Annotated in this window: 13 protein-coding genes; 7 read left to right on the forward strand and 6 right to left on the reverse strand. The window is 70.6% G+C overall.

Annotated elements, in window-relative coordinates:
• Positions 1-193: 193 nt before the first annotated feature.
• Positions 194-1,690 carry an ArnT family glycosyltransferase gene (locus LZ199_RS01360; RefSeq protein ID WP_253991803.1) on the reverse strand — a complete coding sequence of 499 codons (1,497 nt, stop codon included), beginning with the start codon at positions 1,688-1,690 and terminating at the stop codon, positions 194-196.
• 169 nt (positions 1,691-1,859) lie between these two features.
• Between LZ199_RS01360 and LZ199_RS01365 the strand changes: the two genes are divergently transcribed.
• Positions 1,860-3,458: a xylulokinase gene (locus LZ199_RS01365; protein WP_253991804.1), complete on the forward strand. Its 1,599-nt coding sequence runs from the start codon at positions 1,860-1,862 to the stop codon at positions 3,456-3,458.
• A gap of 15 nt (positions 3,459-3,473) precedes the next feature.
• Positions 3,474-5,003, forward strand: coding sequence for a pyridoxal phosphate-dependent decarboxylase family protein (locus LZ199_RS01370; RefSeq protein ID WP_253991805.1), 1,530 nt, complete (start codon positions 3,474-3,476; stop codon positions 5,001-5,003).
• Positions 5,004-5,030: 27 nt separating this feature from the next.
• On the opposite strand, the gene srmL is transcribed toward LZ199_RS01370, so the two are convergent.
• The 5 genes from srmL to LZ199_RS01395 form a co-directional block, all read right to left on the reverse strand.
• Positions 5,031-6,167: a PheS-related mystery ligase SrmL gene (srmL, locus tag LZ199_RS01375; RefSeq protein WP_253991806.1), complete on the reverse strand. Its 1,137-nt coding sequence runs from the start codon at positions 6,165-6,167 to the stop codon at positions 5,031-5,033.
• A gap of 281 nt (positions 6,168-6,448) precedes the next feature.
• On the reverse strand, positions 6,449-7,186 hold the full coding sequence (locus tag LZ199_RS01380; RefSeq protein ID WP_253991807.1) for a dienelactone hydrolase family protein: 738 nt from the start codon (positions 7,184-7,186) through the stop codon (positions 6,449-6,451).
• A 35-nt stretch (positions 7,187-7,221) separates the two neighbouring features.
• Positions 7,222-8,388: an iron-containing alcohol dehydrogenase gene (locus LZ199_RS01385; protein WP_253991808.1), complete on the reverse strand. Its 1,167-nt coding sequence runs from the start codon at positions 8,386-8,388 to the stop codon at positions 7,222-7,224.
• A 1-nt stretch (position 8,389) separates the two neighbouring features.
• Positions 8,390-8,707, reverse strand: coding sequence for a putative quinol monooxygenase (locus tag LZ199_RS01390; RefSeq protein WP_253991809.1), 318 nt, complete (start codon positions 8,705-8,707; stop codon positions 8,390-8,392).
• Between the two features lie 92 nt (positions 8,708-8,799).
• A complete protein-coding gene (locus tag LZ199_RS01395) occupies positions 8,800-10,062 on the reverse strand; it encodes a heparin lyase I family protein (protein ID WP_253991810.1) in 1,263 nt (420 codons plus the stop codon).
• Positions 10,063-10,598: 536 nt separating this feature from the next.
• Here LZ199_RS01395 and LZ199_RS46440 point away from each other — a divergent pair.
• The 5 genes from LZ199_RS46440 (at position 10,599) to LZ199_RS01425 (ending at position 16,690) form a co-directional block, all read left to right on the forward strand.
• Complete coding sequence (locus LZ199_RS46440; protein WP_323389057.1) at positions 10,599-12,758, forward strand: AAA family ATPase; 2,160 nt, start codon at positions 10,599-10,601, stop codon at positions 12,756-12,758.
• A gap of 199 nt (positions 12,759-12,957) precedes the next feature.
• Positions 12,958-13,932 carry a L,D-transpeptidase family protein gene (locus LZ199_RS01410; RefSeq protein WP_253991811.1) on the forward strand — a complete coding sequence of 325 codons (975 nt, stop codon included), beginning with the start codon at positions 12,958-12,960 and terminating at the stop codon, positions 13,930-13,932.
• Between the two features lie 29 nt (positions 13,933-13,961).
• On the forward strand, positions 13,962-15,104 hold the full coding sequence (locus tag LZ199_RS01415) for an LOG family protein (protein WP_253991812.1): 1,143 nt from the start codon (positions 13,962-13,964) through the stop codon (positions 15,102-15,104).
• Positions 15,105-15,140: 36 nt separating this feature from the next.
• The gene (locus tag LZ199_RS01420) at positions 15,141-15,905 is read left to right on the forward strand and encodes an HAD family hydrolase (protein WP_253991813.1); all 765 of its coding nucleotides are present in this window, start codon (positions 15,141-15,143) and stop codon (positions 15,903-15,905) included.
• Entirely contained in the window at positions 15,896-16,690 is a 795-nt protein-coding gene (locus LZ199_RS01425) for an STM4013/SEN3800 family hydrolase (protein WP_253991814.1), read from the forward strand. The genes LZ199_RS01420 and LZ199_RS01425 overlap by 10 nt, the downstream gene beginning before the upstream one ends.
• Positions 16,691-16,695: the final 5 nt, after the last annotated feature.

The raw sequence follows: 16,695 nt of genomic DNA on the forward strand, positions 1-16,695 counted from the left end.
CCTTACTGATGCCTCACCAAAAAATGAATATGCCTTATTCCCGGTGAGCCCATTGAAAATGGATCCCTAGGAATTTCATGGGCCCAAAGTGTTCACTGGCCAGCATGTTCGCGCACTATAAGTGAATACCGCTATGGCGCGGAGCGCGGAAATGTGCCACCACATCAGAATATTATTGACAGGGTGTTGCGGGCTAGCGCGGCCAGATGCGCACCCAGTCATCCTGGATGAGCTTGCCGTTGGTTCTGTCCGTGCTTCCGCTGGCCATGAAGCCGCGAGGCGCGCCGAGGGCCAGCGCTCCGGCCTCCACCCACAAGAGCAGGAGCAGCACCACCGCGAGCGCGGGGACGCGCGTGGCCAGTGCGGGGCGGCGCGCGGTGAGGACGACGAGCGGCAGGAGCAGAAGGGGCACGAGCGCGGGGAAGATGGTGAGCAGGCCGCGCGTGTAGCCGAAGAAGGCGACGGTGATGAGCGCGCGGTGGAGGACGACGAGGGTGAGCAGGCTGAACTCGCGCCAGGGGCGGGTGAGTGACAGCGCCGCGCCCGCGACGAGCAGCGCCAGGAGCGGCCACTTCAGCCACGTGCCCTCGGGGACGAAGAGGTCCACCGGGGCGCGCGCGCCGCTCAGTCCCGAGGGGAGGTTGGAGGCGCCCAGCCCCAGGCTCAGCCCGTCCAGCCAGCGCGAGAGCTTGGTGCTCCAGAGGCGCGCGGCGTCCGCGGGGTGCTCGCGCATCCATTCGAGACCCACCGCGTAGCCGTGCAGCAGGAGCTTGCGCTGCGCGGGATTGGCCACGTCCAGGTGTCCCTCCTGGCCCAGCTGGTTGACGGAGTCGGGCGTGAAGCCGCCGGTGGCGCGGGCGTGGTTCGCCATGGCGAAGTTGATGGGGCCGTAGGCGGTGACGGGCGCGAGCACCGGCAGCGGCTCCAGCGTCGGCGTGCTCGCGTTCAGCTCACTGAGCACCCGCGCGTTGCGCACGGCCCAGGGCGCGAGCACCAGGGCGCAGACGAGCCCCGCGGCGCCCCAGCGCGTGGCGAGCGCGGGCAGCGGCGTCGAGCCCCGGTACAGCCAGGCCCACGCGAGCAGGAAGGGCCACAGGTACAGGTGCTCGGCGCGGGTGAGCGAGCCCAGGCCCATGACGAGACCCAGGAGCACGGCGCCGCCCCAGCTCGGCCCCGCCTTGTGGCGCAAGACGAGCGCGAGGGTGGCGGACAGGAAGAGGGCGTAGAGGACCTCGTTGCTGTACGTGGTGGAGAGCACCAGCCAGCCGAAGCTGGAGGCGAAGAGGGCCGCGCCGACGAGGCTCCACGCGGTGCCCAGCAGCGTGCGCCACCAGGCCCAGGACAGCGCCACCGTGGCGGCGCTCAGCGCGGCGAGGCACAGCTTGTACGGATAGGCATTGCCCTGGGGCTCTCCCAGCACGCGGTACAGCACGCCCAGGAGCCAGGGGAACAGGGGCGGGTGGTAGGGCAGGGTGGCGGGGCCCTCGGTGCCTCTCACGTGCTCCAGCGCGTATGCGTGGAAGAAGCGCGCGTCACCGTAGAAGAAGATGGAGAAGGGCCACGCGCGGTCCGGCGCGGACTGGAGATACAACCACCGCAGCAGCAGGCTGAGCGTGAACGTCATGGCCACGCCCAGCGCCACCGGGTGCCGCTGCCACAGTGCCCTCGCGCTGACGAAGAACCGGCGCATGCCACCCCCAGGAATCGACGCAGGCTAACACCTCGGGCGCGCGGGAAGCCCAGGCGTTCAGAAAAGCGCCCTTGCCGTGCGTTGTGGATGGCGGGAGGTGTGACGCGCTTCCTAGAGTCCGGGCGCCGCGACGTCGGCGGCATCCCCTCATCCCGGCTCGGAGGGCCGTGTGTCCCAAGCAGGTGAGAAGTCCATCCTGGCCATCGACCTGGGCACCTCGGCCGTGAAGCTGGCCGTCGTCACCCTGCGAGGCAGGATTCTCGGCGGCGAGGTGGAGCCCCTGGCGCTCGACCTGCTGCCGGACGGAGGCGCGGAGCAGGAGCCGGAGGCGTGGTGGAGCGCCGTCGTCCGGGGCACGCGCCGCCTGCTGGAGTCGGGGAAGGTGGCCGCGCGCGACATCGTCGGTGTCAACTGCAGCGCGCAGTGGTCCGGCACCGTGGCCGTGGACGCGAAGGGCAAGCCCCTGCGTCCGGCCCTCATCTGGATGGACTCGCGGGGAGCGCCCCACGTCCAGCGCGCGGCCGGTGGCTTTCTGCCCATCGAGGGCTACGGCGCCGCGCGTCTGCTGACCTGGATTCGCCTGACGGGCGGAGTGCCCAGCCTCTCCGGCAAGGACCCGGTGGGCCACATCCTCTACCTCCAGGCTGAGCACCCCGACGTCTACCGAGACACCTACAAGTTCCTGGAGCCCAAGGACTGGCTCAACCTGCGGCTGAGCGGGCGCTTCGCGGCGTCGTACGACTCCATCACCCTGCACTGGGTGACTGACAACCGCGCGCTTGACCGCATCGACTACGACGAGCGGCTCTTGAAGATGACGGGGCTCCATCGAGAAAAGCTGCCGGACCTGGTGCCCGCGGCGAGCGTGCTGGGGCCGCTGAGCGCCCAGGCCGCGAGCGAGCTGGGGCTGAGCCAGGACGTGCGCGTGGTGACGGGCGCGCCGGACATCCTCGCGGCGGCGGTGGGCTCTGGCGCGGTGGAGGACCACGCCGCGCACCTGTGCGTGGGCACGTCCTCCTGGCTGTGCTGCCACGTGCCCTACAAGAAGTCGGACCTGTTCCACCAGATGGCGTCCGTCCCGTCCGCGCTGCCAGGGCGCTACCTCCTGGCCAACGAGCAGGAGTCCGCGGGCATCTGCCTCACCTTCCTCAAGGACAACATCCTGTATGGCCAGGGCGGCAAGCCCGGGGAGGTGGAGGAGGACTCCGCGGAGGTGTACCGGCTGATGGAGCGCGAGGCGGGGAAGGTGCCCGCGGGCAGTGACAAGCTCATCTTCATGCCCTGGCTCAACGGGGAGCGGAGCCCCGTGGACGACAAGTCCCTGCGCGGGGGCTTCTTCAACCAGTCCCTCAAGACGACGCGAGCGCACCTGGTGCGCGCGGTGATGGAGGGCGTGGCCTACAACTCGCGCTGGCTGTTCACCTACGTGGAGCAGTTCGTCGGTCGCAGGCTGGACTCGCTGCGCATCATCGGAGGCGGGGCCCGGTCCGCGCTCTGGTGCCAGATTCACGCGGACGTGCTGGGGCGGGTGATTCAGCAGGTGGACGAGCCGGTGCTCGCCAACGCGCGCGGGGCCGCGTTCCAGGCGGCGGTGGCGCTGGGCGAACTGAAGGTGGAGGAGATTCCCTCGCTCGTCCCCATCGCCCGCACCTTCGAGCCCGACCCGGCGAACCGGGAGCTGTACGACGAGTTGTTCCGCGAGTTCGTCAATCTCTACAAGAGCAACAAGGCCATCTTCGCGCGCCTCAACCGCGCCCGGAGCGCCTGAAGCCCAGGAGTCCGCATGGCATTGCCAGACCCGAAGTCGCTCAAGCTGCTGAACCATGTCCCTCCCCGGTTGCTGTCGGCGGCCGAGCGCTACCTCAAGGCCGTGCCGGTGGTGCGTGAGCTGCTGTCGAAGGAGACGGACACGCTGCTGTCCGAGCTGGAGGGGAGCCTCAAGCCCTACCGGGGGAAGATGTCCGCCTTCGAGCGCCTGCCGGTGACGGGCCGCTCGCGCGAGGAGGTGCTGCGCGAACTCCAGGCGCTGGAGGCGCAGGAGGAGGGGCGCTGGCGGGAGGGCAAGGTGTCCGGCGCCGTCTACAACGGTGACGAGGAGCACATCGACTTCCTCAACCGCGTCTACGCGCTGCACTCGCAGAGCAACCCGCTGCACGCGGACCTGTGGCCCAGCGCCACCAAGTTCGAGGCGGAAGTCGTCGCCATGGCGGCGAGCATGCTGGGCGCGGATGCCGCCAACGCGGGGAAGGTGCCCGCCGAGCACGTCTGCGGCTCCATGTCCTCCGGCGGCACCGAGAGCATCATGCTCGCGGTGAAGACGTATCGGGATTGGGCCCGGGAGACGAAGGGAATCACGAAGCCGGAGATGGTGGCGCCCTCCAGCGCGCACCCGGCCTTCGACAAGGCGGCGCACTACTTCGGCGTGAAGATGGTGCGCGTGCCGGTGGCGGCGGACTACCGCGCGGACGTGGCGGCCACGCGCAAGGCCATCAATCGCAACACCATCCTCCTCATCGGCTCCGCGCCGGGCTTTCCCCACGGCGTCATCGACCCCATCGCCGACCTGTCGGAGCTGGCGCGCAAGAAGCGCCTGGGCTTCCACACGGACGCGTGCCTGGGCGGCTTCGTGCTGCCCTTCGCGCGCACGCTGGGGCGTCAGGTGCCGCCCTTCGACTTCCGGCTGCCGGGCGTGACGTCCATGTCCGTGGACACGCACAAGTTCGGGTACGCGGCGAAGGGCTCGTCGGTGGTGCTCTACCGGGGCACGGCGCTGCGCGCGCACCAGTACTTCACCGCCACCGAGTGGCCCGGAGGCATCTACTTCTCGCCCACCTTCTCTGGCAGTCGCCCCGGCGCCCTCATCGCCGTGGCCTGGGCGTCCTTGGTGAGCATGGGGGAGCAGGGCTACCTGGAGGCCACGCGCCGCATCCTGGACACGGCCGACGCGCTCAAGCAGGGCATCCGCGCCATTCCCGAGCTGCACGTGCTGGGAGACCCGCTGTTCGTCATCGCCTTCGGCTCCGAGACGCTGGACATCTTCAAGGTGATGGAGCGGATGGGCGAGCGCGGGTGGAGCCTCAACGGCCTGCACAAGCCCGCGGCGGTGCACCTGTGCGTCACGCTGCGGCACGCGCAGCCGGGCGTGGCGGAGCGCTTCCTCGCCGACTTGCGCGAGGCGGTGGAGCACGTGAAGGCCCACCCCGGCGAGAAGGGGACGATGGCGCCCGTCTACGGCATGGCGGCCGCCGTCCCCTTCCGGGGCCTGGTGAGCGACTTGCTCAAGAAGTACATGGACCTGCTCTACAAGGTCTGAGCCTCAGGCCCTGGCGCCGCGCGGCCCTCAGTGAGGTCGCGCGGCCCACTCCCACGTGGTGCCCTGGTGCAGCGCCGCGTAGATGTCGTCGCGCAGGACGTTGCACTCGTCATGCGTCAGCGTGCGCTCCAGCGCGCGCAGCACCACCCGGAGCAGCACGTTCTTCTGGTCGGCCCGGAGCGCCAGGCGCTTGACGGCACTGGGAGGCAGCGCGGCGTAGGGCGTCTCCGTCACGACTTCCACGCTCTCCACCAGCTCCGCCCTCTCGCCGAGCGCGGCGCGCACCCTGTCCCCCAGCTCCTCGGACGTCCGGCCCTCGTCGATGACGAGCGACATGTCTCGGCGCACCGCCGGCATCGACGACACCGGGCGGTAGGGCTCCAGGTCCAACAGCTGGGTGGCGATTCGCGGGTTGGTGGAGCGCAACAGGCGGATGTCGTCCAGGCCCTTGCGCAACATCAGGATGCGGTCCAGCCCCAGGCCCATGGCGAGCCCGGTGACGGGCCCTGCGTCCAGTCCGCTCTCCGCGAGGAGCGCGGGCAGCGCCAGGCCACACTCGCCAATCTCCACCCACTCGTCGCCCTCGCGCACGTCCACCTGGAGCCCGTCCGTCGTGTACGGGTGCACGGCGTCGGTGAGGCGCGTCTCGCGCCCGGGCAGCAGCGCGCCCACCACGGTGGCAATCATCTGTCGCAAGTCGGCGGGAGTGAGGGGCGGCCCTCGTCGCACGCGCCAGAGGTCCATCTGGTGCGGCTCGCCGGTGTGCAGCCGGTCGATGCAGTCGCGGCGGTAGACGAGGCCCGGACACGCCAGCAGCACGTCCTCCGGTGGCGCCGCGGCCAGCTTGCGCAGCACCGCCGGAATCATGGCGGAGGTCTGCGAGCGCAACAGCGCCGTGTCGCAGACGTACCGGGTGTAGCGCGCGTCGCGGGCCACGCCGCCCGGTGGGTAGTGGAGCCGGTCGTAGTTGTCGGCGATGGAGACGACGGGACTTTGTCGGTGGAGGAGGACGTCACAGCCCCAGGCGGAGCGGAGAGCATCCAGCGCGGAGGCCACCAGTTGCTGCAGGGCATGGGGGCCGGACGCGGGGTCGGTCAAATCACGAACGGACAGCGCGCGCCGAAGCTCCTCGGCGCTGAGGATGGAGACGGAAGGGGACGACATGGAAACCTCTCGGAAGCGGTGGAAACGCAGGGGCTCCGGCACGCCGAGCGAGAAGTCCGCCTGGCGCCGCCGGCCTCGGATACCCCCCCCGGCGGCTCCGGGTGGGCGTCGCGCCTGACGGCGTTTCACCAACGAGAGGTTCGTGCGCTCAGTGCGGCACGGCCTCCCGACACCCAAAGGGAGCCGGGGGGCGGCTAAATCGACGAGCACTGACGACGAGCACCATGTCCCTACGAATAACGCCAGCCGCTTCCGCTGGCAAGGGGGGCTGCCTCACCCGCTCATGCCGAGAGGGTGCGGCCGAACACGTCGAACAGCTCGCGCCAGTGCTGCTCGGCGGCGTCCTTGTCGTAGGCGCCAGAGCCTTCCACCGCATAGCCATGGCGCGCGCCGACATGGAGGTGGGACTGGTGCCGGACACCGGCGGTTTTCAGCGCCGTCTCCAGGCGGAGGATGGCGTCGGCCGGCATGGAGCCGTCCTGGTCCGCGTGGCCGAACACGAGCTCGCCGCGAACATCGCCGACGCGCAGGTGGGCGCTGTCCGGGGAGTCCGTCGCCAGCTTGCCTCCATGGTTGGATACCGCCGCGGCGACGGTGTCCGGGAAGTCCGCGGCCATACGCACGGCCATGGAGCCACTCATGCAATAGCCGGCCACGCCGACCTTGGGGCCCTTCACCTGAGGGAGCTGCGCGAGGAAGTCGAGCTCGGCGGCGCCGTCATCGCGCACGCGCTGAGGCGTCAGCGTCGCGATGAGGGCGAAGATGTGCTTGCGGAACGCCTCGTCCGCGAACGAGCCCTGCAGGGCCAGGTTTCCGGCGCGGCCCTCGCGATAGAAGACGTTGGGCAGCAGGACGACATAGCCGCCGTCCGCGAGCCGCTGGGCCATGTGCTCGAAGGCGGGCCGGATGCCCATCGCGTCAGTCAGCAGGATGACCGCGGGCCACGGGCCGCGTCCCTCCGGCTGGAACAGCTTCGCGTCCATCGTTCCCTCACGGGTCGGCAGCTCGATGTCTTCCATGGGCACTCCTCGACAGCGGGGGGCAGTGTGGCTGGCTATAGCGCCCGGGTGGCGATCTCCGCCAGTTCGGCGTCGGTGAGTGTCAGGGGATTGGCCTTCATGCTGCTCGCGGCGCGGGCCTTCGTCACCAGCTCGGGCAGCCGCGCGGGCGTGAGTCCGTAGGTGGCGAGGCCGGGAATGCGCAGGTCCGCGCGCAAGGCCTCCACCCACGACAGGGCTTCTTCCTCACGGGCCTCGGCGCGGCCGGTGAGCAGGACGGCCAGCTCCCGGAAGCGGGGCAGGGACGGGTGCTCCGGCGCGCGCGCACGCAGGGCCCTCAGGTTGACGTCGAGCACCGCGGACAACAGGGCCGCGCACACGGCGCCATGGGGCGCGTCGAACATGCCACCCACCGGCGCCGCGAAGCCGTGCACCGCGCCGAGCCCGGAGTTCGCCAGGCACAGTCCGCCTAAGAGGCTGGCCAGCGCCAGGTCCTCGCGAGCCTCCGCGTCAGGCCCCTCCAGGACGGCCCGACGCAGCGAGCGCGCGGAGCGGCGCAGGCCCTCGCGCGCCAGGGCGTCGGTGAGGGGATTGGCGCGTGCGGAGAGGAAGGGCTCTATGAGCTGAGACAGCGCATCCATGCCGCTCGCGGCGAGCACGGAGGCGGGTGCGCCGATGAGCAGGTCCGGGTCCACGAGCGCCACGGCCGGCAGCAGCTTCGGCCCGCGCAGGCTGGCCTTCACCTGGGCCTCCTTCGAGCCCAGCACCGCGTTGCGCGTCACCTCCGAGCCGGTGCCCGCGGTGGTGGGAATGGCCACGAAGGGCAGCGACGCGCGGGTGAGCGGCTGGCCGCGTCCGATGACCTCCAGGTAGTCGAGCGGGTCTCCACCCTGCGTCGCCAGCGCCGCCAACGCCTTGCCCGCGTCGAGCGCGCTCCCGCCGCCCATCGCCACCACCACGTCACAGCGCTCCTGGGCGAGCAGGCCCAGGCCCTGGCGCACCAGGTCCACCGTGGGCTCTCCCTCCACGCGGAACCCCGTGACGGTCAGGCCGAGCGCCTCCAGTGACTCGCGCAGGGCGCCGGCGCGCGCGGGCGTCTTCCCGGTGACGAGCAGCACGCGCTGACCGCCGAGCCCGCGCACCAGCTCCGGGGCCTCGGCGAGCCGACCCGGTCCGAAGACGATGCGCGTCGCGGTGGCGAACTCGAAGGCGGTGGGACTCACGTCACCACCCGGCGTCTTCGGGGAACAGGTTGACGTACTTCTGGCTGGTGCGCGGCTCCGCCATCATCGGCGCCACGGTGTCGCGCCAGGTGAGGTAGTGGGCCGTCTCCTTGTGCTCCGCGGGCGCCTGGGCCGTCCGGTAGACCTCCACGAGCACGAAGCGCGTCGGGTCCTCGGAGTCCTGGAGGAAGTCGAAGCGGGCGATGCCGGGCTCCTTCGCGCTCTCCCGCGCGTTGACCACGGTGGCTTCGCGAAAGGCATCCACGTGCTCCGGCTTGACGTGGATGTGGACCTGGACGACCCGCAGGCTGTTGGGCATGTCCGGAAACTACTCCGGGCCGAGACCGCGTGGGGACGCGACCTCGGCCCGGGAGAGGGCACGGTGTGGGGTGCCGTACAACCGTGGGCGCGCTACGGGGCCTTGATGACCGCCGTGGGGTTCAGCACGTCCTCGAGCTTCCGGGCCATCACCCATCCGTCGTGGTAGACGATGCCCGTCTGCGTAATCGTGTCGTTCCGGTACAGGCCAATCTTCAGGTAGTTGACCTGGCCGGAGTACTGGGTGGCGATGTAGCGCTTGGGCATCACCAGCTTGCCGTCGAGGTACAGCTCCACGAAGCCCACCTTCGAGTCCGCCGACCAGCGCACGTGGAAGATGAAGTCCATCCACTTGCCGCGCGTCAGCGGGGCGCGCCAGACGATGGTGCCCGGGTTGCCGCCGATGTTGAGGCGGACCTCGTTGCCGTAGACGTAGAACTCCACCGGCGGCGAGCCGCCCACGGTGTCGCTCTCCTGGTGCCACTGGGTGAAGAGCTGCCACGTATTCACATTGGGGAACGTGGAGTCGAACATCGTGCTCCAGCGGTAGTAGTACTCGGAGCCCGACGGCTCGCGCGTCATCCGCACCAGCTCGTTGCGGTTGCCGCTGGAGTTGATGGGGTCATCGCCCCGCTTCACCGTGGCCTTGAGCGCGTAGCTGCCCTGGCGCTTCGGCGAGGACACCATCGCCAGCCGGTCCGCGCTCACCATCTGCGCGCGCGTCCACTGGCTGATGTTGTTCGTCTCGAAGTCACCCACCCACACCACGCTGTTGCCCGTGGGGGGCGTCGTCGGAGGAGGCGTCGTCACCGTGGTGGCGCAGGCGCGCGCCTCGGCGATGGAGGCCCAGTCGTTGATGCTGTTGCCCTGGAAGGTGATGCGAACGCGGCGCGCGGAGGTGGCCGTGAAGGAGTACGTCTCCGCGGAGGACGACCTGCTGCTCGTGCCGCTGTAGATCTGCGTGTACGTGTAGCCATCCGGCGAGACGGACACCGTGAAGGTGTTCGCCCGCGTGGTGCCTTCGTGCCATGCGATGGTGACGCCCGAGATGGACTTGGTGGTGCCCAGGTCGTAGTCAATCCAGCCGCCCTTGCCGAGGTAGCTCCAGCGGGTGGACAGGCTGTCGTCCATCGTGTTGGCCGGCACGTTGCCGTCATGACCCTTGGCGATGACGGACGCGGCCGTGAGCTGGTTGCAGCCCGTGGCAGTCAGCGCGGCGGCGGAGGCTGACGTGGCGAAGGCCGTGGCCTCGAGCCCCGCGGGGGCCTCGCCCAGCTCCGTGACGTCGTCCTGGGGACCGCACGCGGTGACACCCAGGCCGAGCAATGCGCCAGCCAGCAGAAGAGACTTCTTCATGTAGGGACCTCTGGGGATTCAAAAACAGACAGACGGGGAGTGTGTCCGGCGGCCATCTCCCGACGGGCCGGTATCTGGTTTCAGCTAGGGGGCTTCTCCAAGGTCACGGCGGGGGTTCGCCGCGTTGCGACGGAGACAACCATCGACCACTTTTATTTCGTATTCAACACTTCTCGACATGCCTGCCTGCCCTCCAAGAAAAGGGGCAGGACATACTCCGGGTGGGGGTTCAGGCGGTGGGATTGGAAACGTCTGTCATTGGTGGCGGATTGAGGCGGACGGTGAGGGCCTGAGCGCACCGTGAGCGGGGCCGAGGAGGCATGCGGTGGCCTGGAGGGCAGGCCCACAGGCGAATTCAATACACACACACCACCCCCGGGCGCGAGGGGCTCCGCCGCGCGGGAGCGTTAGAGGTTCGGGCTCTGGAGGTGCTCATGACCTTGTCTTCGGGCGTGTGTCTGGCCTGTGGGACTCGGCTTTCCCCTGGCTTGTCCACGTGCCCGCGCGCGCCCCTCCGGAGGCCCCTGACTGAAGGGGTGCGTCGGTGGGAGACGGGGTCGTGTCAGCCGCCGCTCGTCGGGCGGACGGCGCTCTTGGAGCGGCTGAAGTGGTGCGCGGAGGAGGCCCGGAGAGGGCTGGGGCGCGCCGTGTGGCTGGTGGGCCCGGAGGGGATGGGCAAGTCGCGACTGAAGGACGCGCTGGTGGAGTCGCTGGCCGCCAATCGCTTCGAGGTCTGGGAGGGCAGTGGACTGGCGCTGCCCGGGACTCCGGCGGGGCCCCTGCTGGAGCTGCTGGAGGCCACGCGGGGGCTGCGGCCCGTGGCGGGCGTGGGGCGGATGTCGAGCGCGGAGGCGGAGCGCGTCGCCCACTTCCTGGAGGGGCGCGAGTGGCAGGGCATCCCCGCGAGCCTCTCCGCCGAGAGCCTGGCGCTGTTCGACGCGCTCTGCCACGCGCTGCTGCCGCACCGGGGGCCGCGCATCCTCATCCTGGAGGACTGGCAGCACGCGGACCCGCTCAGCCGGGCCTTCGTCGAGGTCCTCGTCTCGCGGTTGGCGCACGCGCCGGTGCTCGTGCTCGTCCTGGAGCGCGCGGAGGGGCCGGCGCTCGCGCCACCGACGGCGGAGGGGCTGGAGGTGGGGCTGCTCAATCCGGAGGATGCCGCGGCGCTGGTCGCCACCCGCCTGCGCCCGGGCTGGCCCAGGGAGGCGCTGCTGCGCGTGGGCGCGGGCCACCCGCTGCACCTGCTGCATGCGATGGCGTTCCACGAAGAGCACCCGGGAGCGCCCCTGCCCGAGTCGGGGACAGCGGTCCTGGCCGCGCGCCTCGAGGCCCTGTCGCCCACGCGGCGAGAGGCGCTGCGGGTGAGCGCGGTGCTGGGGCCCTCCTTCCCCCGGCCCGTGCTGGGGGCGCTCGTCGGTGGGCTGTCGTCCCTCGCCTGGCTGGAGGCGGGGGGCTGGTTGAAGGCCGTCTCGGGCGGGCGCTACGTGATGGGGACTCGTGCGCCGGTGCCGCGTGAAGCGGTGCCCTCGGACGCGGAAGCGCTGGGCCTGCATCGGCGGGCGGCGGAGGCGTACGAGGCCCTGCCCGAGGAGGCTCGGCGTCGCGCCTGCGCGGAGCTGGTGCGTCACTGGCGCGCGGCGAAGGTGCCACAGCGGGCACTGCCGCACCTGCTGGAGGTCGCCGGGTGGAGCCTGGCGGCGCTGGAGCCGGTGGCGGCGCTCACGGTGTACCGCGTCGCGCTGGAGGTCGCCGGCTCGCTGTCGCTGGAGGCCGCGCGACAGTGGTCTCGCGTGCTGTGGGAGCGCATGGGAGACGCGCATCGGCTGGCGGGGGAGCGAGCGGAGGCCGAGTCCGCCTGGCGCATCGCGCTGTCGCTCGAGGACCCGCGCGCCGTGCAGGCGACGCCCGCGCGGCTCCAGTGTCTTCGCAAGCTGGCCGCCGTGGTGCTGTCTCTGGAGCGCTACGAGGAAGTGGTGGAGCTGAGCCAGTCGGTGGGTGAGTTCGAGGCCTCGCGGGAGGCGCTGCTCTGCGGGTCCTCGCTGGATGCGCTGTGCGCGCTCGCGCTGTGCTGGCTGGGACGGTTCGAGGAGGCGGAGGCGCGGCTGGCGGTGGCGCGAGGGCGGCTGCTCCAGGCGCCGTACCAGGAGGAGCCGGGCCGGGCGAGCGTGGAGGCCGCGCTGCACCGGGCCATGGGGACGTTGCTGATGGGGCAGGGGCGGCCGGGACAGGCGACGGTGGAGTACGCGGCGGTGCTGCGCTGGACGGAGCGCGCGGGGGACACGTGGGAGCACTCCACGGCCCTGTTCAACCTGGGGGATGCGTACGCGCGCGCGGGAGACAGGGAGCGGGCGGTGCACTACTTCCAGCTCGCGCTGGACTTGAAGGCGCGCATGGGAGACCGGGGCGGCATGGCGTACACGCACCACGGGCTCGCGCTGCTGCACAGCCAGGCGGACGCGCCCGAGCTGGCGAAGGAGGACGCGGTGCGGGGCCTCCAACTCGCGGGGATGCTCGGGGACCGGAAGCTGAAGTCACTCTTGCGCTGTGCCCTGGGGCGAGCCCACCTGCGCCTGGGCGAGCGTGAGGAGGCGGCGCGGCAGCTCCAACTCGCCGCCCAGGACGCCGCCGCCGCCAACGCGCGTCCGGAGCTGCTCCAGGCCCAGGCCGCGCTGCGCGCCCTGGAGGCCCGGCGCTAGAGAACGTGAGTCGGAGAGCGCCTCCCCGCGCGAGGACTCCAGGAGCCCGCTTTTAGGGGCGGCTCACCAATCCGGAGGTTCCTGCCGTCGAGTCGGGACGAGCGATGGCGCGGTGCTGCCTGCTCGGAGCCCCTCTCCTCCCTGGCGAGAAACGCGGGAGTTGACGGAACGGTCCTCGTGCGCCGAGTGTCCAGCGCGAGTGACTTCCTTCGCGCCGCGCTCCGGGTTGCCGCTGCTGTGCCTCGCCTGGGTGCTGTCCGCCCAGGTCGCCCTCGCTTCCACGCCGCCGGATGTCTTCGAGGCCTGGCTGCGTCCCGCGCACGCGGTGGCGGAGGGCTTCGCGCCCTGGCCGGATATCACGCGGGCCAGGCCTGGAAGCGACGTGCGCGCGCTGGCCCGGGGCCGCGTGGTGGCGGTGGGCGCGCGAGGTGACAGCGTCACGCTGGAGCACCTGTACCACGAGAACCACGAGCTCTTGCGCGCCCGCTCGGAGTACTCCGGGCTGAGTGGTGTGGCGCTGCGTCCCGGTGCGCTCGTGACCAGGGGCCAGGTGCTCGGTCAGGTGGGGACGTCCGAGCGGCTCGGAGTCGTGCTGCACACCGACCGCGCGCTGTCCGTCGCGGAGGCCCGCCGCTTCACCGCCGCGCACGCCCGCCTGCCCCAGCCCGCGAGCGAGCCGGTGCTGGTGCTCATCTCCCACGCGCTGAATCAGCTCCGCCTGTACGAGCGGGGCGTGGAGCGGGCGCGGGTGGAGGTGGGCTTCGGCCAGGAGGCGGGGCCCAAGGAGCAGCGGGGCGACAACCGCACGCCCGTGGGCATGTACTTCATCGTGCAGACGGTGCGCGGGGAGATTCCCGGGCCCTACGCCGCGTACTACGGCGGCCACTGGCTGCGGGTGAACTACCCCAACCCCTGGGACGCGAGCCGGGGGGTGAAGCAGGGCTGGCTCACGCAGAAGACGCGCGAGCGCATCGCCCGCGCCTGGGAGGCCCGTGAGGCGACGGATGCGACGACGCGGCTGGGCAGCGGCATCGGCTTTCACGGGTGGGTGGGTGAATGGTCGCTGGAGGCGAGCGGCGGCCGGCTGTCCTGGGGCTGTGTCGTGTTCCACCCCCGCGATATCACGGCGCTGTATGACCGGATGCCGCTCGGCACCATGGTTGTCCTCTTCTAGTAGGGCCCGAGGCATGGAATCCTTCGCGGGTGATTGAGCTAGAGACTCCCGAGGCCTTCGAGCGGCACCTTCGCGACGCGCGCCCCCTGGTCAACGTCGTCATCCAGGGGTTGGACCTGCGAGGCTACACACGTGAGCTGAGCACCGCCCCGCTCGACGGAACGGTGTTCCTGGGCTGTGAGCTGGAGAAGGACGCGCTCCAGGCCGCGCTCGCGCATGGGGCCCTCGTCTTCCCGCCCATCTCCGGGGTGCCGTATCAACCATACCGGGGGGGCCTGTACTCGCCGGAGGAGCTGTACGCGGGCTTCGACCCGACGAGGCCGGAGACGTACGCGGACACGCTCGACGCGCGCATCTACCGGCACTGGGAATCGCACGGCCGGGGCACGCCGCCCACGCTGCTGGAGACGCTCGCGCAGCGCCTGCATGACCACGCCGTCACGGATGCGATGGAGGACCTGCTCGCCGTGTCGGGGCCGCCCCGCAAGGTGGTGGCCATCATGGGGGGACACTCCATGAAGCGCGGCAAGTCCGACTACCGCGAGGTGGCGACGCTGGCGCGGGAGCTGACGCGCGCGGGCTTCTTCCTCGTCAGCGGTGGAGGCCCGGGCGCGATGGAGGCCACGCACCTGGGCGCCTGGTTCGCCGTGCGTCCGGAGTCGGAGCTGGACGCCGCGCTCGCCATCCTCGCCCAGGCCCCCAGCTACACGGACCGCGAGTGGCTCGCGCGGGCCTTCGACGTGCGCGCCGCCTTCCCGCTGGAGCCCAAGGACGTCTTCGCGTGCTCCAGCCTGGGCATCCCCACCTGGCACTACGGCCACGAGCCGCCCAACCCCTTCGCCACGCACATCGCCAAGTACTTCGCGAACAGCGTGCGAGAGGACGGGCTGCTGACCATCGCCCGGGGCGGCATCGTGTACGCGCCCGGCAGCGCTGGCACCATCCAGGAGATCTTCCAGGACGCCTGCCAGAACCACTACAACAGCGTGGGCGTCATCAGCCCGATGATCTTCCTGGGCCGTGAGTTCTGGACGCAGACGCGCCCCGTCTATCCGCTGCTGGCGCAGCTCGCGCAGGGACAGGACTACGCGCGGCACCTGCTGCTGACGGACTCGCGGGAAGAGGTCCTCCGAGCGCTGCAGGAGTACGACGCCGCGCTCGTCGCGGGCTGAGCCACGGCATTCGAGCGCATCGCGACGAGGGTCCCCATGGAACGGTATCAGCGATATCGCCACCTGTACGAAGACAAGAAGTGGATGAGCAAGCCGCGCGCGTTCGGCAAGTACGGGCCGGCGCGGCCGAAGGCCATCTTCTTCGACGTGGACAACACCCTGGTCGACCGCGAGTCCGCCTTCGTGCGCTACTTCGAGGACTTCATGGTCCGGTTCCCCGACGTGTTTCCCGAGCACCGTCGGGCCGAGGCACTGGCCACCCTCCAGAAGTTCGACGAGCAGGGAGGGCGCGACAGGGAGGCCTTCTGCGCCGACGTGGTTGACGCGTTCCCCACGGGGATGAAGGCGAAGGAGTTCTGGTTGGACTTCCAGTCGAAGCTGTCGGACTTCGTGGTCGGCGACCCGAAGCTGGCGGCGTGGCTCGACACGCTGGCGCGGCGGCAGCCCGTCGAGGTGGTCTCCAACGGCTTCTCGGGAACGCAGCGCAGGAAGCTGCTCACCGCGGGCCTCTACCACTCCGTGCCGGAGGGCTTCTATTCGAGCGAGGTGGGCGTGGAGAAGCCGGACCCGGCCATCTTCAAGGCCGCGCTGAAGCACGTGAATCGCGAGCCCTTCGAGGTCCTCCACATCGGCGATGACCCGGTGCGGGACATCGTCGGCGCGACGCAGCTGGGCTTCGCCACATGCTGGGTCTCCCATGGGCGGGAGTGGCCCGCCGCGCTGCGGCCGCCGACCTTCACGGTGGAGCGCATCACCTCGCGACACGAGTCCGTCGCGGAAGTGATTGCCAGATGGACATGAACACGGTGGTCGGCTCGCACGACCTGCTCTTCCTCACCCTGGACACCTTGCGCCACGACGTGGCGACCGAGCTGGCCGCGGCGGGGCGCATCCCGAATCTGGCCGCGCTGATGCCGGGAGGTCAGTGGGAGGAGCGCCACTCGCCCGCGAGCTTCACCTACGCCGCGCACCACGCCTTCTTCGCAGGCTTCCTGCCCACCCCCGCGCGCCCGGGCCGGCACTCGAGGCTGTTCTCCATGCGCTTCGAGGGCAGCGAGACGACGGGGCAGGGCACCTGCGTGCTGGACGCGCCGGACCTCGTCACGGGCCTGGCGGCGCGCGGCTACCACACCGTGTGCATTGGCGGCGTGGGCTTCTTCAACAAGCTCAACCCCCTGGGCAGCGTGCTGCCAGGCCTCTTCGCGGAGAGCCACTGGAGTCCGGAGCTGGGGGTGCGCGAGCCTCGCTCCACCGAGCACCAGGTGGGCCTGGCCGTCCAGCGCCTGGGGGCCGTGCCTCGGGAGCAGCGCGTGTTCCTCTTCATCAACGTCTCCGCGCTGCACCAGCCCAACCGCCACTACCTGCCGGGGGCCACCGAGGATTCCGTCGCGTCCCACGCGGCAGCCCTGGAATACGTGGACAGTCAGCTTCCACCCCTTTTCGCCGCCTTGCGGCGCCGGGGACCGGCTTTCTGCATCGTCTGCTCGGACCACGGCACGGCGTACGGCGAGGACGGTTATAACGGTCATCGCGTGGGCCACCCCGTCGTCTGGACGGTGCCCTACGCCGAGTTCACCCTGTCGTGAGAGTC

The organism is Myxococcus qinghaiensis (genome assembly GCF_024198215.1).
Lineage (GTDB): Bacteria > Myxococcota > Myxococcia > Myxococcales > Myxococcaceae > Myxococcus > Myxococcus qinghaiensis.